Here is a 24,926-nt window from a genome sequence, read left to right as displayed (position 1 = left end):
GAGCGGGCGCGGATCGCCCGCGAACTGCACGACGTGGTCACCCACCACGTGACGGCCATGGTGGTCCAGGCCGACGCGGCGCAGTTCCTGCTCACGTCCGCGCCGGAACGCGCCGGCGAGGGACTGACCGCCGTCAGCGACACCGGCCGCCGGGCGCTGACGGAACTGCGGTACCTGCTCGGCGTCCTGGAGGCGACCGGCGAGTCGGCGTCCGCGGACCCGGCGCGCGCGGGCCGGGCACCCACCCTGGGGCGGGTGGGGGACCTGGTCGAGCAGGCCCGCAGGTCGGGCCAGCCGGTCGGGTTCAGCGAGCAGGGTGAGCGGCGGCCGCGGAGCGTGGACGTGGAACTGGCCGCGTACCGGGTGGTGCAGGAGGCGCTCACCAACGCCATGAAGTACGCGGCAGGCAAGCCGGCACGGGTCCTGCTCCGGCACGGTGCCGAGCACATCGAGATCGAGGTGACCACCGACGGACCGGTCGCCGCACCGGTCACGCGGAAGCCGGGCCCCGCGGGCGGACGAGGACTGGCGGGGCTGCGTGCACGGGTGCGGATGCTCGATGGTGAACTGGAGGCCGGTCCCCGGCCCGAGGGCGGGTTCGAGGTCCGCGCCACGATTCCGTCCAGGCCCCTTCAGGAGTGACCCCAGTGAACGACGCGCCGCCACCGATCAGTGTGCTCGTCTGCGACGACCAGGCGCTGGTGCGGACCGGCTACGTCACCATCTTCTCCGCGCAGCCCGACATGGAGGTCGTCGGGGAGGCCGAGAACGGCCACGAGGCGGTCCAGGCCGCGCGGCGGCTGCGCCCCGACGTGGTCGTGATGGACATCCGGATGCCCCTGCTCGACGGCATCGAGGCGACACGGCAACTGGCCGGCCCCGACACCGAGGACGCGCCGAAGGTCCTGGTCGTCACCACCTTCAACGTCGACGCCTACGTCTACGACGCGCTGCGCGCCGGAGCGAGCGGCTTCCTCCTCAAGGACGCGCCCCCGGCGGAACTGGTGGGCGGCATCCGCACCGTCGCCCGGGGCGAGGCCCTACTGGCACCCGCCGTCACCCGCCACCTCATCGGCCACTTCGCCCAGCATCTGCGACCGGCCGACACCTCCCGGCCGGCCAGGCAGGACATCGTGCGCGCACTGACCCCCCGCGAGCTGGAAGTGCTCCGGCTGATCGCCGAGGGGCTGTCGAACGCGGAGATCGCCGCGGCGATGTTCATCACGCCCGAGACCGTCAAGACCTATGTGTCGCGCATCCTGGCGAAACTCGGCCTGCGCGACCGCGTCCAGGCCGTCGTCCTCGCCTACCGGGTCGGACTGGCGTCCGACACGCCGTGAACCGGCACGGTCGTGTGCCCGAGGCACAGCGCCGCCCACCCGGCAGACCATCAAGGACGGCCCCGTCGGTGACGGTGCGGCGGCTCGTCCGTCCATGAGGGGCCGTCGGGCCCGAAGGAAGTACTGACCGCTTCAACTGCCCGGCAGGGGAACACGGCAGCGGACCTGCTTGCCGACGGGGGTCGCGGTCACGTCCCAGCCCGGCGCGAGCATGTCGACGATGGCCATGCCGCGCCCGGACTCGGCGTACGGGTCGTCGAGCCGTACGCCGGTGCGGCGGGGACGTGCGGCACGGCACGGGTCGTGCAGGCGGACCCGGGCGGCGGTCGGTGCGCTCGGTGCGGCGAGGTCGGCGGTACGGCCGGGGCCCCCGGGCCCCGCCGTCTCCAGCTCCACCTCCGCCACGAGCGGCACGTAGTCGCCGCAGGCCCGGACCGCGTTGCCGCACAGCTCCGAAATGAGGCCGGGTTGAGCCTCGACAAGGCGGCAGCGACCATGGGCTGGATCGGCCCGAAGCTGTCCCGCATCGAGACGGCCAACGGACACATCCGCCCCAACGAAGTGGCCCCACTGCTCAAGGCGTACGGGGTGACCGATCCGGAGGTCGTCGCAGCCTTGGAAGGGCTGGCCCGCGACGCCAGGAAACAGGGCTGGTGGCAGACGTACAGCGGCGTGGTCTCCCCCTCCTATGCCGACTACATCTCGTTGGAGTCGGACGCCGAGAGCATCCGCGCCTACGCGCCGTTGGTCATTCCCGGCTTGCTCCAGACCGCTGCATACGCCCGCGAGACCATCGCGGCGAACGCCACTACCCGGAGCCCGGGCGAGGTCGCCGCACTGGCCGAGGTGAGGCTGGCCCGCCAGTCCGTCCTGACCCGGCCCGGCAACCCGCTCAAGCTCTGGGCGATCATTCATGAGGCCGTTCTGTATCAGCGGTTCGCCACGCGGCCGGCAGTCATGCGCGACCAGTTGCGGCGACTGCTGGACGCGGCGGAACTCCCCGACGTCACCCTCCAGGTCATGCCGCCGGCCGCCACTCCGCACCCTGGGGGCGCAGGAGGCTTCACCCTGGCTTCATTCCCGGGACCCATGCCTGACGTCGTGACGTTGGAGAACCTGATCGGCGCGACCTATGTAGAGGGAGTGGACGACGTCCGTGTCTTCGCGGACGCCTTCGAACGCATTGTCGCCGCGGCGCTTCCGATGGACGATACGTTGGCACTGATCGCCCAGTTGGAAGAGAGAAGTCGCGAGTGAACGACCGCGAGGCAGACCTGTACGACATAGACCTCACCGGTGTCACCTGGCGCAAGTCGAGTGCGAGCGCGGGCGAGCACGAATGCGTCGAGGTCGCCGAACTGCCCGGCGGCGGGCGGGCCGTGCGCGACTCCAAGAACCCCCAGCGGGAACCGCTGCGATTCACGGCAACGGAGTGGGCGGCCTTCCGGACCGGAGTCATAACCGGCGAACTCTGAGGATCAGCGCAAGCGGCCGGGCGGGCAGGGGAATTATCCCCTGCCCGCCCGGCCGTCGTCGTCAGCGGACCGTCAGGACGACCTTGCCGGTGGCGGTGCGTTCGTCCAGCTCGCGCAGCGCGTCGGCGGCCCGCTCCAGCGGGTGGACGGAGCCGGTGAGCGGGTCGAGGTGGCCGGCTTCGAGGTGCGGCAGCAGCTCGTCCCACTGCTCGCGCAGGTAGTCGGGGCGGGGCAGCCAGAAGGCGCCCCAGCCGACGCCGACGACGTCGACGTTGTTGTGCAGCAGCCGGTTGACCTTCACAGTGGGGATCTCGCCGCCGGTGAAGCCGATGACCAGCAGGCGGCCCTCGGGGGCGAGGCTGCGCAGCGAGTCGGTGAAGCGGTCCCCGCCGACGGGGTCGACCACCACGTCCACGCCCCGGCCGCCGGTCAGTTCGGCCACCGCCGCGCGGAAGCCGCCCGCGAGGACCGTCTCGTGGGCTCCGGCCCGGCGCGCGGTCTCCGCCTTGGCCTCGGTGGAGACCACCGCGATCACCTTCGCGCCCAGGGCACGGGCCAGTTGCACCGCCGCCGTGCCCACTCCCCCGGCGGCACCGTGCACCAGGACCGTCTCGCCCGCGCGCAGCCGTCCCCGGCGGGTCAGGGCGAAGTGGACGGTGAGGCAGTTCATCGGTACCCCGGCCCCGGCGGTGAACGGCATACGGTCCGGCAGCGGGAAGACGACGGCGGGGTCGGTGGCGACCTGCTCGGCGAAGCCGCCGAAGGCGGGGAAGGCGGCCACCCGGTCGCCGGGCGCGAAACCGGAGCCCTCCGGGGCGCTGCGGACGGTGCCGGCCACCTCCGAGCCGGGGACGAACGGCAGCTCGGGCTTGAACTGGTACTCGCCCCGGCTCAGCAGGACGTCCGGGTAGGCGACACCGGCGGCGTGGACGTCGATGAGCACCTGCTGCGGGGTGGGCCGCGGGGCGTCGAGGTCGGTGAGGCGGATCGCGCCGGGGCCGTCGAGGGAGACCACCTGGACTGCGCGCATGACGATTCCTTACGTGTGGTGGGTGAGGGGCGGACGGCGGAGTCAGCGGTGGGTGAGCAGGGCTCGCCGCTCACCGGCGAAGTGCGCGTGGTCGTTGAAGCTCAGCAGACTGAGGCCGGCGGAGCCCGCCGTGACGGTGGTGACGGCGGCGTTGACGGTGACGCGGTTGAGCGCCACCACTCCGGCCGGGGGCGCGGACAGCAGCGCGCCGCACAGGGCCGCCAGCACCCCGCCGGAAGTGACGACGACGGCGTCCCGGCCGGGTTCCAGTTCGGCGGCCAGCTCCCGCAGGGCGGCGAGCGCGCCGCCGGAGAAGTCCGGCCAGCCGCCGTCCGCGTCGCCGATCCACGCCGTCAGGACGTGGTCGAGCAGCGCCTGGACGCCCCGGCCGTCGGCGGGGGCGGGCCCGCCGGGGAACGCACCGCCGTAGCGCCGCAGAAGGGCGAGGTGGTCGTACTCGTTCCAGCGCGGGTCGGTGCGCACCTGCCCGCCGATCCCGGCGGCCTTCGCCAGGAGTTCGGCGGTGTCCCGCTGCCGGTTCAGGGTGCCGCAGACGATGCGGGGGTCGCGCGGGGCGCGGCGGGCCAGTTCGGCGCCGACGGCCTCCGCCTGGCGGCGGCCGAGGCCGGACAGCACGTCGTAGCCCTCGGTCGTGTCGGCGGCGGCCGACGCCTGGCCGTGGCGGACCAGGTGGATGACGGGCACCGGCGACCTCCTTCCTGTGCGGGCTTCCTGTGCGGGATTCCGGGCCGGACGGTCACCGGCCGGCGCGGCGGATGGCGGTGCGGCAGCGCCAGTGGAGGTAGTTCACCGCCAGCCACAGGTTGCGGAACGCCGGGTTGCGGGTCCGCCCGTGGTGGTAGCGGTAGTAGATCTGCTGGGCGATCGCGGCGAGCCGGAACATCCCGAAGACCTCGTAGAAGGTCCAGTTCTCGGCGGACAGGCCCATGCGGTCGCAGTAGCGCTCGACGATCTCGGCGCGGGTGAGCATACCGGGCAGATGGCTGGGCTGGCGGCGGGTGGCCTGCGCCATCCGGTCGTCGTCGGCCTGCACCCAGTAGGCCAGGGCGCTGCCCAGATCCATCAGCGGGTCGCCGAGGGTGGCCATCTCCCAGTCCAGGACGCCGGTCACCCGCAGGGTGTCCGGTTCCAGGACGATGTTGTCCAGCCGCCAGTCGTTGTGGATCACGCAGGTGGCCACGTCGTCGGGCCGGTTGGCCGCGAGCCAGGCGGTCACCTTCGAGAAGCCCGGGGTGTTCCAGGTGCGGGCCAGGGCGTAGCGGTGGGTCCAGCCCTCGACCTGGCGCTGTACGTAGCCGGCGCCCTTGCCCAGGTCGGTCAGGCCGGCGGCGGCCACGTCGACGCGGTGGAGGTCGGTGAGGGTGTCGACGTAGGTCTCCGACAGCGCCCGTGCCCGCCGCCGGTCCAGCGTCATGCCGGCGGGGAGGTCGCCGCGCAGGACGATGCCGGGGACGCGGTCCATGACGTAGAAGTCGCCGCCGATGACCTCCGGGTCCTGGCACAGGGCGCGGACGGTGGGCACGTACGGGAAGGCGTCCTTGAGCCGCTGCTGGACGCGGTACTCGCGGGCCATGTCGTGCGCGGAGGACGCCTTGCGGCCGGCCGGGGGACGGCGCAGCACCAGCTCGGCGCCGGGGCCGCCGGGGTAGCGCAGCAGGTAGGTGAGGTTGGAGGCGCCGCCGGAGAACTGGGTGACCTCCGGGGTGCCGGTCAGGCCGTCCAGGTGCTCCTTGAGCCAGGCGTCCACCCGCGGCACGTCGAAGGCGTCCTCGGCGCGTACGGCGCCGCGCTTGTCTTCACTGCTCATCTCGGCTGCTCATCTCACATGACCTTGGCGACCAGTCGCAGGGGCAGGTGGCGCATCGCGAACCCGATGGGAACCCAGGGCCAGGCGGGGACCTCGGCCCGGGCCCGTTCGGCCTCGACGGCCCGCACCATGGCGCGTACGCCCTTCTCCGTCGAGACCGTCAGCGGGGCCTTCTCGGAGCGGCTGCTCATCTCGGAGGCGATGAAGCCGGGGAAGAGGGTGGTGACCTTGACCGGGGTGCGCAGCAGTTCGGCACGGATGCCCTCGGCGAGGGCGGCGACCCCGGCCTTGGAGGCGGCGTAGGCGGTGAGGTTGCGGGGCAGGCCGCGCATCGCGCTCATCGACGACACGACCACCAGGTGGCCGGCGTTCTGCTCGCGGAAGATCTCCACGGCGGCCTCGCACTGGGCGAGGGCCGCGTCGAGGTTGACCCGCACGGTCTGGAGGTTGGCGTCGAAGCGGCCGGTGCCGATGGGCTGCCCCTTGCCGAGTCCGGCGTTGACGATCACCCGGTCCAGCCGGCCGCCCAGGTCGTCCCGGAAGGCGCGGAAGACCTCGAAGACGCGGTCGTGGTCGGTCACGTCCAGGGCGCGCACCGCGACCGTGATGCCGGGGTGGGCGGCGAGGAGTTCCTCCCGCAGCCGCTCCAGGCGGTCGGTGCGGCGGGCGCACAGGGCGAGGTCGCGGCCCAGGGCGGCGAAGTCGCGGGCCATCTGCTCGCCCAGTCCGGCGCTGGCACCGGTGATGAGGATGGTGCGGCGGGCGGTCACGCGGTGGGCTCCTGGGGGCGCGGCGGCTGCTGGGCGTCCTGGGCTTCCTGTGCGTCCTGGGCGTCCTGTGCGTCCAGCAGTTCCTTGGTGCGCCGCCACATCGCGGCGACCTGCCGGTCCACCAGGGCGGGCCACAGCCGCTTGATCCGCAGTGCGCGGCGCCCCTCGGGGTGGGTGTTGACCAGGAAGCGGCGCTTGGTCACGGCCTCCGCGATCTGCTCGGCGATCTGTTCGGGGGTGAGGGCGCCGTTCCGGATCAACTGGACGGCCCGGTCGGCGAGCAGCCGGTCGGAGCTGCGCAGCGAGGTGTCCAGGCCGGTGGGCACGAAGCCGGGGCACACCACGGTGGTGTGGACGCCCCAGGGCGCCAGCTCGTACCGCAGGGTCTCCGACAGGGAGACCACGGCGCTCTTGGAGACGTTGTAGGAGGCCATGCCGGGCATGTTCATCAGCGCCGCCATCGAGGCGAGGTTGACGATGTGCCCGCTGCCCTGCCGTTTGAAGACGGGGACGAAGGTACGGCAGCCGCGTACGGTGCCGCGCAGGTTGATGTCGAGGATCCACTCCCAGTCGGACTCCTCGACCCGCTCGATGCGGCCCACCGCGGCCACCCCGGCGTTGTTGACCAGGATGTCGAGCCCGCCCCAGTGTTCCTCGCACCAGTCGCGCACCGCGTGCCACTCCTGCTCGGAGCGCACGTCCAGCCGGTGGTACGACACCTCGCCGGCGGGCAGCGGGCCGGCGCCGGCCTGGTCCGGCGCCAGGTCCGTGACCAGTACCCGGCAGCCGGCGGCGGCGTAGTGCCCGGCGATGGCCCGGCCCAGTCCGGAGGCGGCGCCGGTGACCAGTACCCGGGTGCTCATCGCTGTTCTCCCTGTCCGTCGTTCCCGTTGTTCTCGTTATTTCCGTTGTTTCCGTTGTTTCCGCCGCGCCCGCCGCGCTCGTCCCGGTACCGGCGCAGTTCGCGCCGGGCCACCACACCCAGGTGCACCTCGTCGGGCCCGTCGGCCAGGCGCAGGGCCCGGGCGGCCGCCAGGAAGCCGGTCAGCGGGGTGTCGTCGGACAGTCCGGCTCCGCCGTGGAACTGGATCGCCATGTCGATCACGTCCTGCGCCATGGCCGGCACCGCGGCCTTGACCTGCGACAGTTCGCCGGTCGCGGCGGCCGCTCCGGCGGTGTCCAGCAGCCAGGCGGTGTGCAGGACGTGGAGGCGCGCCTGGTCGATCGCGATACGGGCGCGGGCGACGCGCTCGCGGTTGCCGCCGAGGTCGACCAGCGGTTTGCCGAACGCGGTGCGCTCGGTGGCGCGGCGGCAGGCGAGTTCCAGGGCGCGTTCGGCCATGCCGATCAGGCGCATGCAGTGGTGGATGCGGCCGGGCCCCAGGCGGCCCTGGGCGATCTCGAAGCCGCGGCCGGGTCCGGCGATGACCGCGTCGGCGGGCAGCCGCACATCGGTGAAGGACACCTCACCGTGGCCGTAGGGCTCGTCGTACTGGCCCAGGACCGGCAGCATCCGCTCGATCCGCACCCCGGGGGTGTCGACGGGGACGAGCACCATCGAGTGCCGCAGGTAGCGGTGCGCGGTGGGGTCGGTCAGCCCCATGAAGATCACGAACTTGCAGTCGGGGTGCCCGATGCCGGTGCTCCACCACTTGCGCCCGTTGAGGACCACCTCGTCGCCGTCGAGGACGGCGGTGGCCGCCATGTTGGTGGCGTCGGAGGAGGCCACCTCCGGCTCGGTCATGCAGAACGCCGAGCGGATCCGGCCCGCCAGCAGGGGCGCCAGCCACCGCTCGCGCTGCTCGTCGCTACCGTAGTGCACCAGGACCTCGGCGTTGCCGGTGTCCGGTGCGTTGCAGTTGAACACCTCGGGCGCGATGAGGGAGCGGCCCATCCGCTCGGCCAGCGGGGCGTACTCGGCCACGCCCAGGCCGGGGCCGTGGCGGGCGTCGGGCAGGAAGAGGTTCCACAGTCCCTGCTCGCGGGCCTTCTGCTTGAGCTCCTCGATCAGCGGCGGGACCGCCCAGCGGTCGGCCTGGGAGCGCTGGGCTTCGAGGTACTCGCGTTCGCGCGGGATGATCTCGGTCTCGACGAAGGCGGTGACCTTCTCGAGGTACTCCCGCGCCCGCGGTGAGTGTGCGAAGTCCACGGCCGGCTCCCTGCCTCTCGCTGCCCGTCCCCCGCCGGACGGGTGGTGTACGGCACGAGGCTAACCCTCCTACTGAGCATTGCTCAATAAGGGGCGCGCGCCATGACCCGGATCACCCGGCCGGACGGCCCCGCCGGGCAGCGGCGGATGCCCGGCCGGACATGCCGGATCCACCGGCGGCGACCCCGGCGGCGGCCCGCCTACGGAGCGGGGTCGGCGGGCGCGAGCGGCGCGAGCAGCCGGTCGAGGCCGTCCACCAGGAAGTCGACGAGCTCGTCGGTCGTGACGCTCCCGCCGTCGGCCTCGATCGCCATCTCCTCGGCCATCGCCAGCCAGCCGCGCACCGCCAGCCGCACCAGCGGGGCGGGGTCCGGCTCGCCCAGCGCCGCCAGGATCCGCTCGGCCAGGGTGGCCCGGAGGTGCCCGAAGACCTCCAGCACCTTCTCGTCGCCGCCCGCCCCGGCACGCACCAGGGCCACGTAGTTGGCGCGGCGGCGCCGGACGAAGCCGGTGAAGCCCGCCACGACGGCGCGCACCCGCTCCTTCGGGCTCCCCTCCTCCGGCAGCCGGGCGTGCCCCAGCAGCCGCTGCCCGGCGGCCCGGACCACCGCGACGTAGTAGTCGCGCTTGGTCGGGAAGTAGTGGAACAGCAGCCCGCGCGAGATGCCCGCCTCGGCGGCCACCTCGTCGACCGACAGTTCGTGGATGGGGCGGGTGACCAGCAGGCGCAGCCCGATGCCGATCAGCTGCCCACGGCGGTCGGCGGCGCTCAGGCGCACCCGGGGGCGGGCGGGATCGGCAGTCATGGGGCCGACCCTAACCCGCACCGGGACCGGCCGACCGGTCGCCGGGCGCGCCTTCCCCCCGGAGGGCACCCGGCGGCCGGCCGGGACGCGGCGGACGGTTCCCGCGGCCCGGCCGCGGGGCAGGGACGCACCGGGCCGCGGGAGCCTGGATCAGTAACCGTGGATCATCTTGTAGGCGACCTCGGGGAGGAACTGCCCGGCCGAGGAGCCGCCCCCGACGCCGCAGTTGCCGTCGGACTCGCCCGGGGCCTTGATCCACAGGAGCATCTCGGCGCCGCCGCCCAGCTGGGTGGGAGTGCCGATACGGCGGCCCGCGGGGTTGCACCACTCGCCGTTGGAGCCGTTGCCGTTGCGGCTGGTGTCCACGACGAACGGCTTGGTGTAGCCGTAGCGGGCGCTGAGTTCCCGGTTGACGGCATCCCCGTAGGCGGTGTTCTCACCCGTGGTGAAGTAGTTGGAGACGTTGAGCGAGAAGCCGTGGGCCTGACGGAGACCGGCTTCGTGGAGGCGCCCGGCCATGGCCTGCGCACTGGTCCAGCCCGGGTTGCCCGCGTCGAGGTAGACCCAGGTGTTGGGGGCGCGGCTGCCGAACTGGGCGAGGGCACCGGTGAGCATGCTCTCGCGCTCGTCGATCTGGGCCTGGTTCATGCAGCCGTAGTCCCCGAGGGAGTCCGGTTCGAGGATGACGACGGCCGGGCGGTCGCCGATCCCGCCGGCGAACCGGGAGATCCAGTTGGCGTAGTCGGACGGCGAGGAGGCCCCGCCGGCGGAGTGCCCGCCGCAGTAGTCGCGGTTGTACATGTTGTAGGCGACGAGGACGGGCAGTTTGTCCGAGCTGTCCGCCGCTCCCGCGTACGCGCCCACGGCGGTGTCGATGGCGCCGCTCCAGGAGCCGAACCAGCGGGCCATCGGAGTGTTGGCGATGGAGGCGTCGATCGCCGACGCCCGGCCGTCACCGGGGTTGGCGGCGACCCACTGCTTCGCGCTGGAGTCGGGGTCCACGTAGAACCCGTTGGTCATGGAGATCGGATCGGCCGCGTGTGCGGACGGTGCGACGGTGAGCGCCAGCGGCAGCGCTAAGAGTGCTGCCCCCAGGGCGCGGAGTCTGCGGCGCATGGCTGTACCTCGTTTTCCTGGCAGGGACGCGTCACACACTCTCGCCCCGGGCGTGTGACGCACTGAGGAGGTGCGGTGGTACGGCGTCCCCGCACGGTGGTTCCCCGGCAGGGACGACACCCCGAAGGGTCGTCAGCGGCATTTGGGAGCGCTCCCACTGGAAGCGGTCCCAAAACACTGAAGGCATTGAGGTGTGGTCGGCATCATGTGACGGCCTGCTAGAGCTGTCAAGAGTTGACGTGTCCCCGTCCCTCACATGACGAGGACAAGGGCACTACGGCCAAAAACTGGAAGCGCTTCCAGTTTTCCGACCCGTCAGGAAGCCGTACCTGCCCGCCGTCGCGGACCGAACGGGTGGCAGCGGGGAAGACCGGAGTGAGATGCTTCCGTCCGGCCGAGAGGGAAGGGCTCATCGCGCATGGCAATGGACGCGACACGCCGGCAGTCGACACTCGACGAGGTGGCCGAACTAGCCGGCGTCTCCCGCTCGGTCGCCTCCCGCGCCCTCAACAACGCACCGCACGTCAGCCGCGCCAAGCGTGAAGCGGTCGAACGGGCCGTCCGGCAGCTCGGTTACGTGCCCAACCCGACCGCCCGCGCGCTGGCCACCCGCCACACGGGAGCCGCCGCCCTGGTCGTCGCGGGAGAGGACCCGTCGATCTTCGCGGATCCGTTCTTCGCCCAGGTGATCGTGGGTGCGTCGGCCGCCCTGGAGGAGGCCGACCTGCATCTGATGCTGTGCCTGGCGGCCTCCGACCGGGGCCGCGGGCGGGTGGAGCGGCTCCTTCGGGCCAAGGGCGCCGACGGCGTCATGCTGATGGCGCTGCGCGAGGGCGACCCGCTGGCTCCCATGGCCGAGCAGGCGAAGATGCCCGTCGTGTTCGGAGGGCGCCCGGTCGGTCCGGTCCCCCGGTGGTACGTGGACGTCGACAACGTCGGCGGAGCGCGTGAGGCGACCGAGTACCTGGTCTCGCGCGGCCGTACGCGCGTGGCCATGATCTGCGGGCGGCTGGACACCGAAGCCGGCCGTGCCCGGTACCGCGGCTACCGGGACGCCATGCTGGCGGCCGGCCTCGATCCGTTCCCGCCGCGGGAGGGGGACTTCACCGAGTCCAGCGGTGCCGCCGCCATGGCCGCGCTCCTGGCGGAGCATCCCGACCTGGACGGGGTGTTCGCCGCCAACGACAACATGGGGGCGGGAGCGCTGCGCACGTTGCGCGCGGCCGGTCGGCTGGTCCCCGCCGACGTCTGTGTGGTCGGCTTCGACGACCTGGCCGTCGCCGAGCTCGCCGATCCGCCGCTCACCACCGTCCACCAGCCCATAAGCGCCTTCGGACGGGAGATGGCGCGCATGCTCGTCGCACTCGTCAACGGCCAGGACCCCACCCCGCTGATCCTGCCCACCCGCCTGGTCGTCCGCTCCAGCGCCTGACGGGCCGCCTTGGCGGGGACCGCGGAGGGGGCGGCCTTCCGGCGGCCCCGGAGCTGGAGGGTGTTGACATGCCCGAAAGCCCCTCTACCATCCTTAGCGGTCGGCAATCCGAATGACGTTCGATATATCGGACAAACTTTTCGCGTCGCTGTCTCCGGGGAAGCGCCGTACCCCGTACGCCGTTCCTCCACCCGCACCAGCCCGCACCAGCGGCGCGTCCTCACACCTCACGCCCTTCGGATCCCCCGTCCGCACAGGGTGATGTCCCCCCACAGGAAGAGGAGAGTTCCAGGATGACAAGGGCAAGATCCCTCTTATGGTCCCCCGTGCTGGCGGTGCTGCTCGTGCTGGGCATCGGCGGCACGGCACTGGGCAGCGGCCACGTCGCGAACCCGCCGCTCACGGCCTCCGGCTCGGCCGCTGACTCGGCCGCCGCGATCACCGGCACCGCCGCCGACACCCCCGGATGCGGCAAGAACCCCACCCTCCGGAGCGGTAACCACACGATCCAGAGCGGCGGCAAGAGCCGGAGCTTCATCCTGCGGATCCCGGACGGCTACGACCCGAACCACCCCTACCGGCTGGTCTTCGGATTCCACTGGCTGGGCGCCACCTCCACCGACGTCGACACGGGCCGCACCGTCGAGACGGGCACCTGGGCCTACTACGGACTCCAGCGGCTGGCGAACAACAGCACCATCTTCGTCGCGCCCCAGGGCCTCAACAACGGCTGGGCCAACACCGGAGGGGAGGACATCACCTTCGTCGACGACATGATCAGGCTGCTCGACGCGGAGCTGTGCATCGACACCACCCAGCGCTTCGCGCTGGGATTCAGCTACGGCGCCGCCATGTCCTACTCGCTCGCGTGCTCCCGGGCGACGGTCTTCCGCGCGGTCGCGGTCCAGAACGGCGGGCAGCTCAGCGGATGCAGCGGCGGCAACCAGCCCATCGCCTACCTCGGAGTCCACGGCATCAGGGACACCGTGCTCAACATCTCCGGCGGACGGACGATGCGGGACAGGTTCGTCAGGAACAACGGCTGCACTCCCCAGAACGCGCCCGAGCCGGCACAGGGCAGCCTGACACACCGGGTCACCACCTACTCGGGGTGCGCGGAGGGGTACCCGGTCGCCTGGGCCGCGTTCGACGAGGGGCACATCGCCGCTCCGCAGGACGGGGCCCCCGGTGACAGCGGCTCGCGGACCTGGCTGCCGCAGGAGGTGTGGAAGTTCTTCACGCAGTTCGAGACCTCCGAGCCGGGCCCCGACCCGGACCCGGACCCCGAGCCGGAGCCGGAGCCGTCGACCTGCGAGGTCACCGCCTCCGTCAACGCCTGGAACACCGGCCTGACCGCGAACCTCACCCTCACCAACACCGGCACCGCCCCGGTCGACGGCTGGTCCCTGGCCTTCACCCTGCCCGGCGGCCAGAACATCGTCTCCGGCTGGAACGCCGACTACTCACCCACCTCCGGCCGGGTGACGGCCAGGAGCACCTCGCACAACGCCACCATCGCCCCCGGTGCGTCCGTTCGCATCGGCTTCCAGGCCACCCACACCGGCGACACCGCCGCGCCCGCCTCCTACGCGCTCAACGGCACCGCCTGCGACAGCGCCTGACCGCGGCAGGGGACCCGGGAACGGATCCCGGGCCGGCCCCGCACCGGAGCCCTTTCTCCGCCGCGGGCCACTCCCCTGCTGCCCGGCACTCCGGGGGCCGGCCACCGCTGCACGGTGGCCGGCCCCCGGTCACGCGGCTCCCGCCGTGGCGCCGCGGCCGAGCAGGCCGAGCAGGCCGAGCAGACCGGGGCCGTGCCGGGCGGCCGGAATCCGGCGGCCGGTTCCGGCCGCGTAGAATCGGCGGTACGTCCCTCCTTGTCCGCAGATCACCCCCAGCCGCCCGGAGCCCAGCGTGCCGCACCACACCGACGAGCCGGACGGCCTGTTCCCCGTGGCGGACCTGCTGCCGCCGCCCCCCGCGACCGCCTTCCGGGACTCCCCCGCGGCGGCCCGGCTGCTGGACATACGGGAGATCCACGCGGAGCCGGAGGCCGCCGCCTCCGAACGCGGCCGGGCGGTCATCGCGCGCTTCCCCCGGGCCCGGGTCACCGAAGTCCCCTCGCACTGGCGGATCCCCGGGCTGCACGGCGAGGCGGACAACACCGCGCGCTGGGTGCGGGTGAAGACCGAGACGCTGGTCCTGGGAGTGCGCAAGACCCTCACCGTCCGCCCCAACGGCCGCTCGGCCGACTGGATCGCGCCGGGCGCCTCCAACGGCTGCGCCATGGCCTGCGCCTACTGCTACGTCCCCCGCCGCAAGGGCTACGCCAACCCGATCACCGTCTTCACCAACACCGACCGGATCGTCGAGCGGCTCGGCCGGCACATCGCCGCCCAGGGGCCCAAGCCCGCCCCCGACCAGCGCGATCCCGCCGCCTGGGTCTACGACATCGGCGAGAACGGCGACTGCTCGGTGGACGCCCTGGTCTGCGACAGCACCGCCGAGCTGGTCGCCGCCTTCCGGCGGTGGCCGACGGCCAAGGCGTCCTTCGCCACCAAGTTCGTCAACCCCGACCTGCTCGCGTACGACCCGCGCGGCCGCACCCGGATCCGCTTCTCCCTCATGCCGGCCGCCGACTCCCGGCTGCTGGACATCCGCACCAGCCCGGTCGCCGAGCGGATCGCCGCCGCGGGCGACTTCCTGGCGGCCGGGTACGAGGTGCACTTCAACCTCTCGCCGGTCGTCGTGCGCCCGGGCTGGGAGGAGGCGTGGACCGGGCTGCTGCGGGAGCTGGACGACGTCCTGCCGCCCGCGGTGAAGGCGCAGGCCGCGGCCGAAGTGATCATGCTCACCCACAACCGGGACCTGCACGAGGTGAACCTCGGCTGGCACCCGCGTGCCGAGGAGGCCCTGTGGCGGCCGGAGGTCCAGGAGGCGAAGCGCTCGGAGAACGGCAGCCGGAACGTGCGCTACCGGGCCGGGGTCAAACGGGCGGCCGTGGAACGGCTGCGCGGCCTGATCGCCGCGCACGCGCCGTGGCTCCGCGTGCGGTACGCGTTCTGAACGCGTCGGACATCCCGCACCGGACCCTCGACCGGGCGGAAACAGGACCCGGTGTTGTCGGCCGTGCCGCGGTGGTGTTGCCTGCCGTGCGGCGGCCGGGAGCGTGCAGGGTCTCCTGGCGCCGGTGGAGGGCGTCATGTCTGACTGACGGGGAGGTGGGCCGCGGGGCGTTCGGTGGAGCGTTCCGGGTCGGTGGTGCGGCGGGCGAGGGGAAGGGTGAGGGCGATGAGGGCGGCGCACGCCAGGTAGCCGCCGCCCACTCCCAACGGCCTGATCAGTAGCCCGAGGGCGACCGCTCCTGCGCCTGTGCCCGCGTCGTAGGCCATGTTCCAGGCCGTGCCGGCCATGCCGTTCCCTCGCGGGCCCGCCCGGCGGAACATGACGACGAGGGTGTCGTTCTGCAGGGCACCGAAGCCGGTACCGTAGACGGCCGCCGCCGCCACGGTCAGTGCGGCCGCATACCCGGAGGTACCGGGGGAGAGCGCGAAGCCGGCCACGCCCAGGACGCACGCCAGGAGGCTGGGCAGGAGCAGCCGTCCCGTGCCGAAGCGGTCGCTCCACACTCCGGCGGCCCAGCGTCCGGCGATGACGGTGGCCGAGAGGACGAACAGGGCGGTGGAGGCGACAGCGGCCCCGCTCGCGGTGAGCGGCAGGAACGAGGTCACCGCGCCGAGCGCGCAGGCGGAGGCGATCAGCATGGCCCACGGAGCGGCCAGCCGGCGCAGCCGTCCGGCGGCGCGGTGACCGGCCGGCGCAGCCGCCGAGCTCGGACGCGGGGTGGCGGGAGGCACTCGCAGGGCGAGGGCCAGGGGTACGGCCAGGAGGCTGAGGAGCCCCGTCGCGATGAAGACGGGCGGGTAGCCCACGTGCGCGGCGCTCCAGACGCCCAGTGGCAGGCAGAGCACCTGCGGGAGCCCGACGGCGATCCCGTACCTGCCGACGGCCCGGCCACGCTGTTCGGCCGGGACGAGTTCGGCCACCAGGACGCTGCCCGCGACGGCCACCATGCCGAAGCCGACACCGCGCACGGCCGAGACGGCAAGGACCCACTCCAGGCCGGAGGAGAGGACGTAGGCGAAGGTGGGCAGCCCCAGCAGGGCGGCACCCCCGGCCAGGAGCGCGCGCAGGCCGAACCGGCGCAGCAGCCCGGCCATGAACAGCTGTACCCCCACGGTGGTGGCCATGGTCACCCCGGTGGCCGCCCCCACCCCGCCCAGGGCGGTGTCGCCCTGGGCGGACCAGGCGGGGACGACCGACAGCAGGGGCGCGTAGTTCGAGAAGGTGCCCAGCGTGGCGGCGAGCAGCAGCAGGAAGTCCCGCCCGCCGATCCCCCGGGTGGGAGCGGAGGGCGGGCCGGTTCGGCCGGAGCGGCGGAAGGGGGGAAAGGCCATGCTTCCGGTGTACGCGCCCGCATCCATCGCGTCCAACGAACCTCTTCGATCCGAAGGATCGGTGAATACGATGGATGCATGGAGCTCAAGCACCTGGCCACGTTCCTGGCCGTCGCCCGGGAGCTCAGCTTCACCCGTGCCGCACAGGATCTGGACTACGTACAGTCCAGCGTCACCGCGCACATCAAGGCACTGGAGACGGACCTCGGTGTGCCCCTGTTCGAACGCCTGGGCCGCCGGGTCGCGCTCACCGACGCGGGTCGGGAGCTGCGGCCGCGCGCCCAGCACCTGGTCGGCTACGCGGAGCAGACCAGGGAGGCCGTCGTGGGCGCCGCCACCGACCCGCACGCGGTCCGGGGCACCTTGCGCATCGCCGCCCCCGAGAGCCTGTGCGCCTACCGGCTGCCCGCCGTGCTCGGCGCGCTGAAGGAGCGGTTCCCGCTGCTGCGGGTGGTCTTCGGCCCGGCCGGGCGGCCCGCGCTCCTCGCCGGACTGGAGGACGGCACCCTGGACGCCGGTTTCCTCCTCGAGGAGTCCGTGGACCATCCCATGACGGTGGCCGAGCGCATGGCGCAGGAGCCACTGCGGCTGGTGGCACACCCAGGCCACCCGCTGGCCGCCCGGAAACAGCTGGACACCGGGGAACTGGCAGGAGAAACACTGCTGGTCATCGAGCAGGGCTGCGCACAGCGCGACATCATCGACCGGGAACTGCGCCGAGCGGGCGCCCGGCCGGCGACGATGGAGTTCGTCAGCGTGGAAGCCCTCAAACGGTGCGCGGCCGCCGGCCTCGGCATAGCCCTCGTCCCCGGGGCAACGGTCGAGGACGAGACAAGGCGCGGAGAACTGGCAGTCCTGCCCTGGACGGTGGAACCCGTACTGGGCGTCCACTACATCCGGCACAAGGACCGCCGCCCGACACTCGTCCTGCGCACCCTCGCCGACCTCGCCCGCACAGCCTGGCGCCCGCATTCGCCTTGAGGGAGTGGTCGATCCGGCGTAGTCCGGCGGGGGTTTCGGCCAGCCACCGGCCGACGTACAAGCGCACCGTCAGGTCTGCTCGAGTGGCACCGGCCCCGGGCCCGACCGGCCATGGACGGCGGCCGTGCCGCTGAGCACGGCCGCCTCTGCCGGACTCACCCAGCCATGTCCTGCTCGCCGGAGACGGCGGCACGGGCTGTGCCCGTGTCCGGCGGGCCTGCCGCCTGCCGCCGCGGTCACGGCGGCGAGAACGGCGTCCCACCGCGCACCGCGGCCGAACTCACCGGCCACTCACCGGAGTTCGCCTTCGCCGGGGCGTTCACGCGGGGGCGTGGTGTTCCCGCCGGGCCGGGTGCGGCAGGAACGCCGGACGGCGGGCTCCTGACCAGGCGGTTAGAGTGGCACCGCCAGGATGTACGGAGATCACCGCAGGACCACCAGGAGAGCCCATGGACCCGGGAAGTGCTGTGCGCAGCGTGTTCGTGACGGGCTCGGCCGACGGGATCGGGCGCGAGACCGCCCGGGTGCTCGCCGCTGCGGGCCACCGGGTCGTCCTGCACGCGCGGAACGCGGCCCGGGCCGAGCAGGCGCGGGCCGCGGTGCCGGACGCGGCGGACGTACTCACCGGCGATCTCACGTCACTGGCCCAGACCCGGGAACTGGCCCGGGCCGCCGCCGCGGCGGGCCCGTTCGACGTGGTGGTCCACAACGCGGGCGTCGGCGGCGGAGCGCCCGAGCGCACCGTGACCGGGGACGGCCTGGAGCGCATCTTCCAGATCAACGTCCTGGCGCCCTACCTGCTCACCGCGCTGATGCCCAGGCCGCGCCGGCTGGTCTACCTGACCTCCGGTCTGGAGGCGCAGGGCACGTTCGTGCCGGACGACCTGCAGTACGAGCGGCGGCCCTGGGACGGCATGCAGGCCTACTCCGACTCCAAGCTCCACGACGTGGTCCTGGCGTTCGCCGTCGCCCGCCGCTGGGAGGACACCCTGTCCAACGCCGTCGACCCGGGCTGGATCCGGACACGGCTCGGCGGCCCGAACGCCACCGACGACCTCCCCGAAGGCGCCGACACCCAGGTGTGGCTGGCCACCGGCGACGAGCCCGCGGCGACCGTCACCGGGCGGTACTTCAAGCGGCGGCGGGAACTGGAGGCGAACCCGGCGGCGTACGACCGGACCGTCCAGGACGACCTGCTGGCCGCCTGCGCCGAGCTGACCGGGGTGCGGCTGCCCGGCTGACGAGGCGGCGCCCCGGTCTGGCGCCCGGTCTGGCACTCCGTCTGCCCCGGCGGCGTGCGACGCCGTGAGGCGTCCGGTACACGTCCGGCATAGTGGTCGGCATGCTGCAGGTGTGTGTGAACGGGGCGCGGACCCGCGCCGAGCACCCCTCCCTCCCCCTCTCCCCCGCCGAGCTGGCGGCCGAGGCCGCACGCGCGGTGGCCGCCGGGGCCAGGGACGTCCACCTCCACCCCAAGGGCGCCGACGGCGCCGACAGCCTGGAACCGCGGGCGGTCGCGGCGGTGCGCGGCGCCGTGCCGGCCGGGGTGCGGGTCGGGGTCACCACCGGGGCGTGGGCCGTACCGGATCCCGCCCGGCGCGCCGCGCTGGTCCGCTCCTGGCCGGTGCTGCCCGACCACGCCTCGGTGAACTGGCACGAGGAGGGCGCCGAGGAGGTGGCCGGCGCGCTGCTGGAACGCGGCGTCGGGGTGGAGGCGGGCATCTGGTCGGGAACGGACGCGGCCCGCCTCTTCCGTGCCTCGCCGCTGTCGGGCCGGGTGCTGCGAGTGCTCGCCGAGGTCACCGACACCGCCCCGGCCACGGCGGCCACAACGGCGTCGGCCCTGCTGGCACAGCTGCCCCGGGACCTTTCCGCGCCGGTCCTGCTGCACGGGGAGGACGGCGGCGCCTGGTCGGTGCTGCGCCTGGCGGTCCGGCTGGGACTGGACACCCGGATCGGTCTGGAGGACGCCCTGGTCCTGCCGGACGGCTCCCCCGCCCCGGACAACGCCGCCCTGGTGCGGGCCGCGCGGACACCGCCGGCGGCGGAGGGGCGCCGGCCCCGGCCGGGCCGCCCGGCCTGACGCTCCTTCAGCTCCCCCCGCTGTGCGGCGCGCTCAGCGCGCGGATCCACAGGTCGGCCACGGCCCGCGCCCGTACGGCCGTCTCCCCGGCGCCGGACGGGTCCAGGACCGCGCCGTGGAGCTGGGCCTCGACACCCTGCACGACCAGCAGCGCGGTCATCTCCGGATCGGGGCCGCCGGCGTCCAGACGGCGCAGGTGGGGCGCCAGCGCCTCGGCGGCCCACCGCTCGAAGCCGCGCAGCCGGGCGACGAGTTCCGGCGTACGGGGTGCCTGGTCGAACAGCAGGCGGTGCAGTTCCGGCCGGTCGGTGTGGAGTGCCGTCACCCCGCTCACCAGTTCCTCCATCAGCGGCCGGAGGGTGAGTTCCCGCTCGGCCGCCCGGTCCAGGAGCCGTCGCACCTGGGCGGTGGCGTCCCGCAGGTGCTGCTGGGCGAGGGCGGTCAGCAGGGCGTCCTTGTTCGGGAAGTACTGGTAGAGGGATCCGACGGACACCCCGGCGCGCTCGGCGACCTTGTTGGTGGTGGTCGCCTGGTAGCCGTGCCGCTGGAAAAGCTGAGCGGCGGCTTCCAGGATCGCCTCCACCGTCTCACGGGAGCGCTGCTGACGAGGGGTTTTGCGAGGAACGGCCATGGGGCTCCCATGCGAGTACAGAAAACCGAGTTTTACTCGCATCATGGCTGTGCGGGCCCGCTTCCACACCTCCCTTCCGTCTCCTCCGGAGGCCATTCCGTGCTGCCCGACCTGTCCGCCTACACTGCCCGTGTACTGCCCGGGCTGCTGTCGGTCGCCGTCTGCTTCACCCTGGTCCGCCCCGGCCGTGACCCGCTCCTGCGGATCGCGCTGCTGATCCTCGGCTTCCTTCTGCTCCGCGACGCGATGACTCCCGCCGGTCTGTGGCGGCTGGGCGCGGCCGGCCCGGTGCCGTGGCTGCGGTTCACCTCCGACGGCCGGGTGCTGGTGATCCTCGGGGTGGCGACGGTGGCGGTCACCGCACTGGTGCTGCGGGCCGACCGGGAGTTGTCTGCGCTGGTCCGCTGGGGGCGGCCCGATCTGCCCACCCTGGGCTGGGGGCTCGGGGGCGGTCTGCTGGCCGCCGCCCCGGTCCTCCTTCTCGCCGTCTTCCAGCCCCTCTCCGAGCGCGGCGGCCCCGTCTCCCCGGCCGTGCTGCCGGCGCTGGCGTTCTTCGCCCTGGCCGGAAACCTCGCCGAGGAGGTGCTCTTCCGGGGCATGCTCCAGGAACACCTGGAGCGGCGGCACGGCCCCGTGCGCGCGGCGCTGCTGTCCGGTCTGCTCTTCGCCGCCTGCCACTCCTTCCTGGCCTCGACGGTGACCGACACCGGCCGGCCGCTGCTGCTCTTCACCCTCCACGAGGGGCTGATCTGCGCCTTCCTGCGGAACACACGGGGTGTGGCGGCCGCCGCGCTCGCCCACGGACTGGCCGTCTTCCTGCTCGGCAGCGGTCTGTTCTGAGCCGTGCCGGGGGATGCGTGCCACCCGCTCCGGCACGGTGCGGCGCGGAACGGCGTCGGTACTGCCGGCCGGCCAGGCTAGGCCGGCGGCATGTCCGGAGCGGGGCCGGTGCACCGGGTCCAGCTGTGGCCGACCGTGGTGGCGCGAGTCCTGCGGCGGCCCGGGCCTCACCGGGTGACCGGCGCGGCGGCCGTACGCTGGCCGGTGTGCGCACCGTGGAGCTGCTTCCGGACGAGGCGGTCGACCGGGCCGTACGGGCGGCCTGGCACCGGCTGGCCCGGGCGGGGCTGCCGAGCCAGGCGGCGCACCCCCACCCCACGAACCGGCCCCATCTGACCCTGGCCACCGCCGACGCGCTGTCCCCGGCGGCGCGGGAGCGGCTGGCCGCGGCGCTGGAACCGCTGCCGGTCCCCCTCGTTCTGGAGGGTCTGCTGCGGTTCCCGGGCCGGGCCCGGGTGCTGGCCTGGGCCGTGCGCCCGGATCCGGCCCTGCTGCGGCTGCACGGCGCGGTCTGGCGCGCGCTGGCCGCCTCCCCCGCCGCCGGCCGGCTGAACCCGCTGCACGCCCCCGGGCGCTGGATCCCGCATCTCACCCTCGGCCGGAGCCGCCGCCCGGCCTGGGAGGACCGGCCGGACGCCGAGCTGCTGTCCCTGCTGCTGCCCGCCGGCCCGTACGAGCCGCCACGCGGCGCGTTCACCGCCGCCCGCAGCTACGACTCCGCCACCCGGACCACCGAGGCGCTCCTGCCGCGCGGACCCCGGTAGCGTCCGGGCGGTGTCGGTTCCTCCCCCGCCGCCGCGGGCCGGCCGCCGCGCCGCCGCTCGACCGGCGCCGTACACCGGCCGTACACCGCGCACACGGCGCGGGACGACGGCCCGTCACTCCGCCCTGGGGATCTGGCAGGCCTCGGTGCCCCGCGGGGGCGCGGGCGGTGGACCGCCCTCGGGCCAGGCCAGGCCGAGGAAGACGGGTTTCCTGCGCTCCGGGTCGAGACGGACGACGGCCACGGCCTTGTTGTACGGGTTGCCCGCGCTGTTCAGGCAGATCCAGCCGCTGGCCCCGTCCACCTTGTAGACGCCCTGCAGGCTGTCCCAGTCGTCACCGATGGTCCGCAGGCCGGGAACCCTGCCCTCCTCGGTGTGGAGACGGATGCCGGTGATGGCCGTCAGGGCCGAGTCGTAGGCGGAGGTGGTGCGGGAGTCGGAGATGTCGGTCTCGCCAACGGGACCGACCGGCTTGCGCTCGGCTCTCTTCACGTATTCGGCCAGGGCCGCGAAGGCCTCCGGGGACCCTCCGGTCTCCGGTACGTCCCCGGTGGTCCAGCCGTCGGGGTGGGAGAAGGAGGTGTAGACGACCTCCACCGGCTCCCGGCCGGTGTCGGGGTTCCCCCGCATCGCCTCCCAGTTCAGTTCCCCGTCCGCGTACAGGGTGGACGCGGCCGAACCGCTGATCACGGTGATCCTGCGGTCCGTGCAGGACCGGTGCGCCGCCATCGCGTTGATGAACTGCCGCAGATGGGTCTGGCGGCCGGCGAAGTACACGGTGTCCACGGCCGGCGAGAGTGCGCAGATGTTGACCACCGTCTTCGCGAACTCGCCCTCCAGGTGGCCCTCCACCGCCGGCCCCTCGGAGACGAAGGAGTACGGGTGGTGCGGCGAGTCGGCCAGTTCCCGCTGGAAGGCGTCGCGCAGGGAGCGGTTGTAGTCGTCCCCCTCGCGTTGGTCCTCGACCAGGACGGCGCGCTTCAGCTCCAGGTCCCCGTCGAATCCGGCCAGTGCGTCGGCCTGGTCGGTGTTGTTGGGGGCGATCCGGGCGAAGCCGGGGTACTGCTTGTCGTCGCGGTCCGCGTTGCCGAAGTCGTCCCCGGTGAGCGCGCCGGCGACGACGGGGATGCCCTTGTCGTTCGTCAGGCTCTCTATGGCGTCCTTGGTGCTCCGCTCGCTGATGCCGAACCCGAAGACCGCCCGCAGCCTGTCCTCGGTTCCGGTCATCTCGTCGAGCCGCTCCACCACCGGCCGCCACTTGTCGCGGTCCTTGCCCGGGTTGGCCAGCACCAGGCGGATCTTGGGCGCGTGCCCTTTCAGCGCCCGGTCGTTGTTCGCCCGGTACTGCGCCAGATAGGCGCCCTGCACCTGGTGCAGGAGTTCCTCGCGGATCTCCTTGCCGTCCGAGGTCATGGGGATCATCAGGGCGATGGTCGCGTACGTCCCGTTCCCTTCGGCGACCTTGTCGTTCTCCTCCTCGATCCGCGCCATGACCTGCTCCAGCCCCGGCCACTCCCGGCTGGATCCGTCGGTCACTCCGACGCACTCCCCGCCGATGTCCTCCAGCTCCGCACCGCACGGGTCGGGGAGGATCCGTGGTCCCAGCAGGTTCCACAGCAACGCGCCCAGGACGACGGCGACCAGCACGGTCAGCGCGATGGTGACCCGTCCCGGACCGGAGCGGACCTCCTCTCGGTCCTCCTCGGTCCCGTTCACCTCCCCTCCCCCGGTTCCGTCGCGGCGACCCGGAGCACCCAGCGCTTCCGTACCCCGTCTTTCGCCTGCGGCTTCCATTCGCTGAGTTCCAACTCCAGCCTCTCCAGCGGCCCGGCCTCCGGCTCCCCCGGCTTGCCGTCGGCCACGGCGATGACGACCGGCCGGGTCACCGTCCGCTTCCCCGGCCGGTGCGGGAACGCGATGTCGTACGCCCACAGCAGGGTGTCGAGGAACTCCCGGCCGCCGTCCTTGTACTCGGGCAGCAGGATGACCGGCAGCAGGTCCCGGTTCAGTCGGCGGCGCAGTCCGTAGTGGGCGTCGATGTCGGCCAGCAGGGCGGCCGCCAGGAACTGCTCCCTGGAGGGCTTGCGTCCGCCCCGGTCGCCGCCGAAAACCCGGAAAAGCTCGGTGGCCACCGTCTCGCGCCGGGCGAACGTCCCCGACGGCGTTCTCAGTACCCTCTCCCACCAGCGCAACGCGACCCGGCTCACCCGCCGCCTGGCCAGCAGGGTCCGGGCCATCACGGCTGTGGTCGCCGCACCGCCGCCCACCAGGCCTCCGACGGCGGCCAGGGATGCCTCCAGATCGGCGAGCACCTCACCGGCCGGTCGCGGATTCCCGTCACTCCGCTTGCGCAACTCGCGCTCCAGCCACTCGTGCATCCGCTCGATCTCCGCCAGCCCGGGGCGGTCGTTCTTCTCCGCCCAGGCGTAGGCCGTCAGTCCGAGGGCGAACCGGGGGAAGCGGATCGGCCGCCGCCAGTTGACGCGGTCGCCCAGGCCGTACACCCGCGTCGACAGGTACCAGAGGGAGTCGACGGTTCGCCCGGGCGACAGTGGCATCTCGGCGGGATCGTTGACCGGCAGCACCCGGCGGTAGCGCCGGCACAGCCTCTTCAGCAGCTCGTCCCGCTCCGTCTCGCCGAGGCCGGTGATCTCGATGGCCGGAGGCCCGCCCCGGGCGCGCAGTCGGCTGCCCGCGCTGGGCCGGAGCTTGTTCTGCATCACCAGTTCCGGAATGACGCGCGTCAGAAGGTGCTCGTGCCCGGGCATCTTCCCCCCTCTTCGCCTGCGGGTTCCCGGTTTTGGGGCGCTGCCGAGCGCCGAGCATAGGGGAGGAGGGGGCCGCTCCGCGGGCGGAGGGAAACATCAGCCGTATTGGCATATGCACATGGGGTGAGTCGGCCGAACCCCGGTTCTCTCGGGCGGAGTTGTCCGGTGGACGGGGCGGCGGAGGCCACAGGGACACCGCCGCCATGGCCGAAAACATTCCATCACGCAAGTACACATAGGGAATTGCCTACGCTCCGCTGGTGACACCGTGCGCTGTTGTGGTGATGTGCTCTTCTTTCTAGCGTGGTGTGCGGCTTCGGGCGATTTGCCACGGAGCAGTCGGCGGGCCCGCCGACGAACCGGCCGTACGCCCCGGAGCATCCGGGACGGCACCCGCCACGGGTGCCGGCGCTCCGCTCCACGTCCGGCCCCGAAGCCTTTGCGGGTGACCCGTGT

Annotated in this window: 25 protein-coding genes; 12 read left to right on the top strand and 13 right to left on the bottom strand. The window is 73.1% G+C overall.

Annotation, left to right across the window (positions count from 1 at the left end; genetic code table 11):
- The coding region (locus CUT44_RS24325) for a sensor histidine kinase (RefSeq protein WP_233221400.1) at nucleotides 1–642 on the top strand (642 nt) is incomplete at its 5' end.
- 5 nt (nucleotides 643–647) lie between these two features.
- A complete protein-coding gene (locus CUT44_RS24320; RefSeq protein WP_100201597.1) occupies nucleotides 648–1,340 on the top strand; it encodes a response regulator in 693 nt (230 codons plus the stop codon).
- A gap of 132 nt (nucleotides 1,341–1,472) precedes the next feature.
- Here the strand turns inward: CUT44_RS24320 and CUT44_RS33625 are convergent, their stop codons facing one another.
- Nucleotides 1,473–1,745 (bottom strand): ATP-binding protein, encoded by a 273-nt coding sequence (locus CUT44_RS33625; protein ID WP_199185825.1) that lies wholly within the window; start codon nucleotides 1,743–1,745, stop codon nucleotides 1,473–1,475.
- Nucleotides 1,746–1,835: 90 nt separating this feature from the next.
- Here CUT44_RS33625 and CUT44_RS24315 point away from each other — a divergent pair, with 90 nt between their 5' ends.
- Together CUT44_RS24315 and CUT44_RS24310 are read left to right on the top strand one after the other, a co-directional pair.
- Nucleotides 1,836–2,597: a DUF5753 domain-containing protein gene (locus CUT44_RS24315; protein ID WP_233221627.1), complete on the top strand. Its 762-nt coding sequence runs from the start codon at nucleotides 1,836–1,838 to the stop codon at nucleotides 2,595–2,597.
- Nucleotides 2,594–2,815 (top strand): DUF397 domain-containing protein, encoded by a 222-nt coding sequence (locus CUT44_RS24310; protein WP_100204047.1) that lies wholly within the window; start codon nucleotides 2,594–2,596, stop codon nucleotides 2,813–2,815. The genes CUT44_RS24315 and CUT44_RS24310 overlap by 4 nt, the downstream gene beginning before the upstream one ends.
- A gap of 61 nt (nucleotides 2,816–2,876) precedes the next feature.
- Here CUT44_RS24310 and CUT44_RS24305 read toward each other — a convergent pair whose 3' ends face one another.
- The 8 genes from CUT44_RS24305 to CUT44_RS24270 form a co-directional block, all read right to left on the bottom strand.
- The gene (locus CUT44_RS24305) at nucleotides 2,877–3,845 is read right to left on the bottom strand and encodes an NADPH:quinone oxidoreductase family protein (RefSeq protein ID WP_100204046.1); all 969 of its coding nucleotides are present in this window, start codon (nucleotides 3,843–3,845) and stop codon (nucleotides 2,877–2,879) included.
- Between the two features lie 42 nt (nucleotides 3,846–3,887).
- Nucleotides 3,888–4,550, bottom strand: coding sequence for a histidine phosphatase family protein (locus tag CUT44_RS24300; RefSeq protein WP_100204045.1), 663 nt, complete (start codon nucleotides 4,548–4,550; stop codon nucleotides 3,888–3,890).
- A 52-nt stretch (nucleotides 4,551–4,602) separates the two neighbouring features.
- The gene (locus tag CUT44_RS24295; protein ID WP_100204044.1) at nucleotides 4,603–5,673 is read right to left on the bottom strand and encodes a phosphotransferase family protein; all 1,071 of its coding nucleotides are present in this window, start codon (nucleotides 5,671–5,673) and stop codon (nucleotides 4,603–4,605) included.
- A 14-nt stretch (nucleotides 5,674–5,687) separates the two neighbouring features.
- On the bottom strand, nucleotides 5,688–6,443 hold the full coding sequence (locus tag CUT44_RS24290) for an SDR family oxidoreductase (protein ID WP_100204043.1): 756 nt from the start codon (nucleotides 6,441–6,443) through the stop codon (nucleotides 5,688–5,690).
- Nucleotides 6,440–7,306, bottom strand: a complete 867-nt coding sequence (locus tag CUT44_RS24285; protein ID WP_100204042.1) for an SDR family NAD(P)-dependent oxidoreductase — start codon at nucleotides 7,304–7,306, stop codon at nucleotides 6,440–6,442. The genes CUT44_RS24290 and CUT44_RS24285 overlap by 4 nt, the downstream gene beginning before the upstream one ends.
- Nucleotides 7,303–8,592 carry an acyl-CoA dehydrogenase family protein gene (locus tag CUT44_RS24280; RefSeq protein WP_100204041.1) on the bottom strand — a complete coding sequence of 430 codons (1,290 nt, stop codon included), beginning with the start codon at nucleotides 8,590–8,592 and terminating at the stop codon, nucleotides 7,303–7,305. The genes CUT44_RS24285 and CUT44_RS24280 overlap by 4 nt, the downstream gene beginning before the upstream one ends.
- A gap of 200 nt (nucleotides 8,593–8,792) precedes the next feature.
- On the bottom strand, nucleotides 8,793–9,398 hold the full coding sequence (locus tag CUT44_RS24275; RefSeq protein WP_100204040.1) for a TetR/AcrR family transcriptional regulator: 606 nt from the start codon (nucleotides 9,396–9,398) through the stop codon (nucleotides 8,793–8,795).
- A 150-nt stretch (nucleotides 9,399–9,548) separates the two neighbouring features.
- Nucleotides 9,549–10,514: a glycoside hydrolase family 6 protein gene (locus tag CUT44_RS24270; RefSeq protein WP_100204039.1), complete on the bottom strand. Its 966-nt coding sequence runs from the start codon at nucleotides 10,512–10,514 to the stop codon at nucleotides 9,549–9,551.
- A 418-nt stretch (nucleotides 10,515–10,932) separates the two neighbouring features.
- Here CUT44_RS24270 and CUT44_RS24265 point away from each other — a divergent pair, with 418 nt between their 5' ends.
- From CUT44_RS24265 to CUT44_RS24255, 3 genes are all read left to right on the top strand, one after another.
- The gene (locus CUT44_RS24265) at nucleotides 10,933–11,946 is read left to right on the top strand and encodes a LacI family DNA-binding transcriptional regulator (RefSeq protein WP_199185818.1); all 1,014 of its coding nucleotides are present in this window, start codon (nucleotides 10,933–10,935) and stop codon (nucleotides 11,944–11,946) included.
- A 293-nt stretch (nucleotides 11,947–12,239) separates the two neighbouring features.
- Complete coding sequence (locus tag CUT44_RS24260; protein WP_100204038.1) at nucleotides 12,240–13,568, top strand: cellulose binding domain-containing protein; 1,329 nt, start codon at nucleotides 12,240–12,242, stop codon at nucleotides 13,566–13,568.
- 292 nt (nucleotides 13,569–13,860) lie between these two features.
- A complete protein-coding gene (locus CUT44_RS24255; RefSeq protein ID WP_100204037.1) occupies nucleotides 13,861–15,012 on the top strand; it encodes a spore photoproduct lyase family protein in 1,152 nt (383 codons plus the stop codon).
- A 134-nt stretch (nucleotides 15,013–15,146) separates the two neighbouring features.
- Here CUT44_RS24255 and CUT44_RS24250 read toward each other — a convergent pair whose 3' ends face one another.
- Nucleotides 15,147–16,403, bottom strand: coding sequence for an MFS transporter (locus CUT44_RS24250; RefSeq protein ID WP_100204091.1), 1,257 nt, complete (start codon nucleotides 16,401–16,403; stop codon nucleotides 15,147–15,149).
- Between the two features lie 78 nt (nucleotides 16,404–16,481).
- On the opposite strand from CUT44_RS24250, the gene CUT44_RS24245 reads away from it, so the two are divergent.
- From CUT44_RS24245 to CUT44_RS24235, 3 genes are all read left to right on the top strand, one after another.
- Nucleotides 16,482–17,384: a LysR family transcriptional regulator gene (locus CUT44_RS24245; protein WP_100204036.1), complete on the top strand. Its 903-nt coding sequence runs from the start codon at nucleotides 16,482–16,484 to the stop codon at nucleotides 17,382–17,384.
- 449 nt (nucleotides 17,385–17,833) lie between these two features.
- Nucleotides 17,834–18,625 (top strand): SDR family NAD(P)-dependent oxidoreductase, encoded by a 792-nt coding sequence (locus tag CUT44_RS24240; protein WP_233221617.1) that lies wholly within the window; start codon nucleotides 17,834–17,836, stop codon nucleotides 18,623–18,625.
- 101 nt (nucleotides 18,626–18,726) lie between these two features.
- Nucleotides 18,727–19,467: a 3-keto-5-aminohexanoate cleavage protein gene (locus CUT44_RS24235; RefSeq protein ID WP_100204090.1), complete on the top strand. Its 741-nt coding sequence runs from the start codon at nucleotides 18,727–18,729 to the stop codon at nucleotides 19,465–19,467.
- Between the two features lie 7 nt (nucleotides 19,468–19,474).
- Here the strand turns inward: CUT44_RS24235 and CUT44_RS24230 are convergent, their stop codons facing one another.
- Nucleotides 19,475–20,098 carry a TetR/AcrR family transcriptional regulator gene (locus CUT44_RS24230; RefSeq protein WP_100204034.1) on the bottom strand — a complete coding sequence of 208 codons (624 nt, stop codon included), beginning with the start codon at nucleotides 20,096–20,098 and terminating at the stop codon, nucleotides 19,475–19,477.
- Nucleotides 20,099–20,197: 99 nt separating this feature from the next.
- On the opposite strand from CUT44_RS24230, the gene CUT44_RS24225 reads away from it, so the two are divergent.
- Together CUT44_RS24225 and CUT44_RS24220 are read left to right on the top strand one after the other, a co-directional pair.
- Complete coding sequence (locus CUT44_RS24225; protein ID WP_100204033.1) at nucleotides 20,198–20,938, top strand: CPBP family intramembrane glutamic endopeptidase; 741 nt, start codon at nucleotides 20,198–20,200, stop codon at nucleotides 20,936–20,938.
- Nucleotides 20,939–21,144: 206 nt separating this feature from the next.
- Entirely contained in the window at nucleotides 21,145–21,702 is a 558-nt protein-coding gene (locus tag CUT44_RS24220; RefSeq protein WP_100204089.1) for a 2'-5' RNA ligase family protein, read from the top strand.
- A gap of 114 nt (nucleotides 21,703–21,816) precedes the next feature.
- Here the strand turns inward: CUT44_RS24220 and CUT44_RS24215 are convergent, their stop codons facing one another.
- A complete protein-coding gene (locus CUT44_RS24215; protein WP_100204032.1) occupies nucleotides 21,817–23,418 on the bottom strand; it encodes an ABC transporter substrate-binding protein in 1,602 nt (533 codons plus the stop codon).
- A complete protein-coding gene (locus CUT44_RS24210; RefSeq protein ID WP_100204031.1) occupies nucleotides 23,415–24,470 on the bottom strand; it encodes a hypothetical protein in 1,056 nt (351 codons plus the stop codon). The genes CUT44_RS24215 and CUT44_RS24210 overlap by 4 nt, the downstream gene beginning before the upstream one ends.
- Between the last annotated feature and the right edge of the window lie 456 nt (nucleotides 24,471–24,926).

The sequence above is a fragment of the Streptomyces carminius genome (genome assembly GCF_002794255.1).
Classification (GTDB): domain Bacteria; phylum Actinomycetota; class Actinomycetes; order Streptomycetales; family Streptomycetaceae; genus Streptomyces; species Streptomyces carminius.
This window is presented reverse-complemented; position numbering and strand designations above follow the sequence as displayed.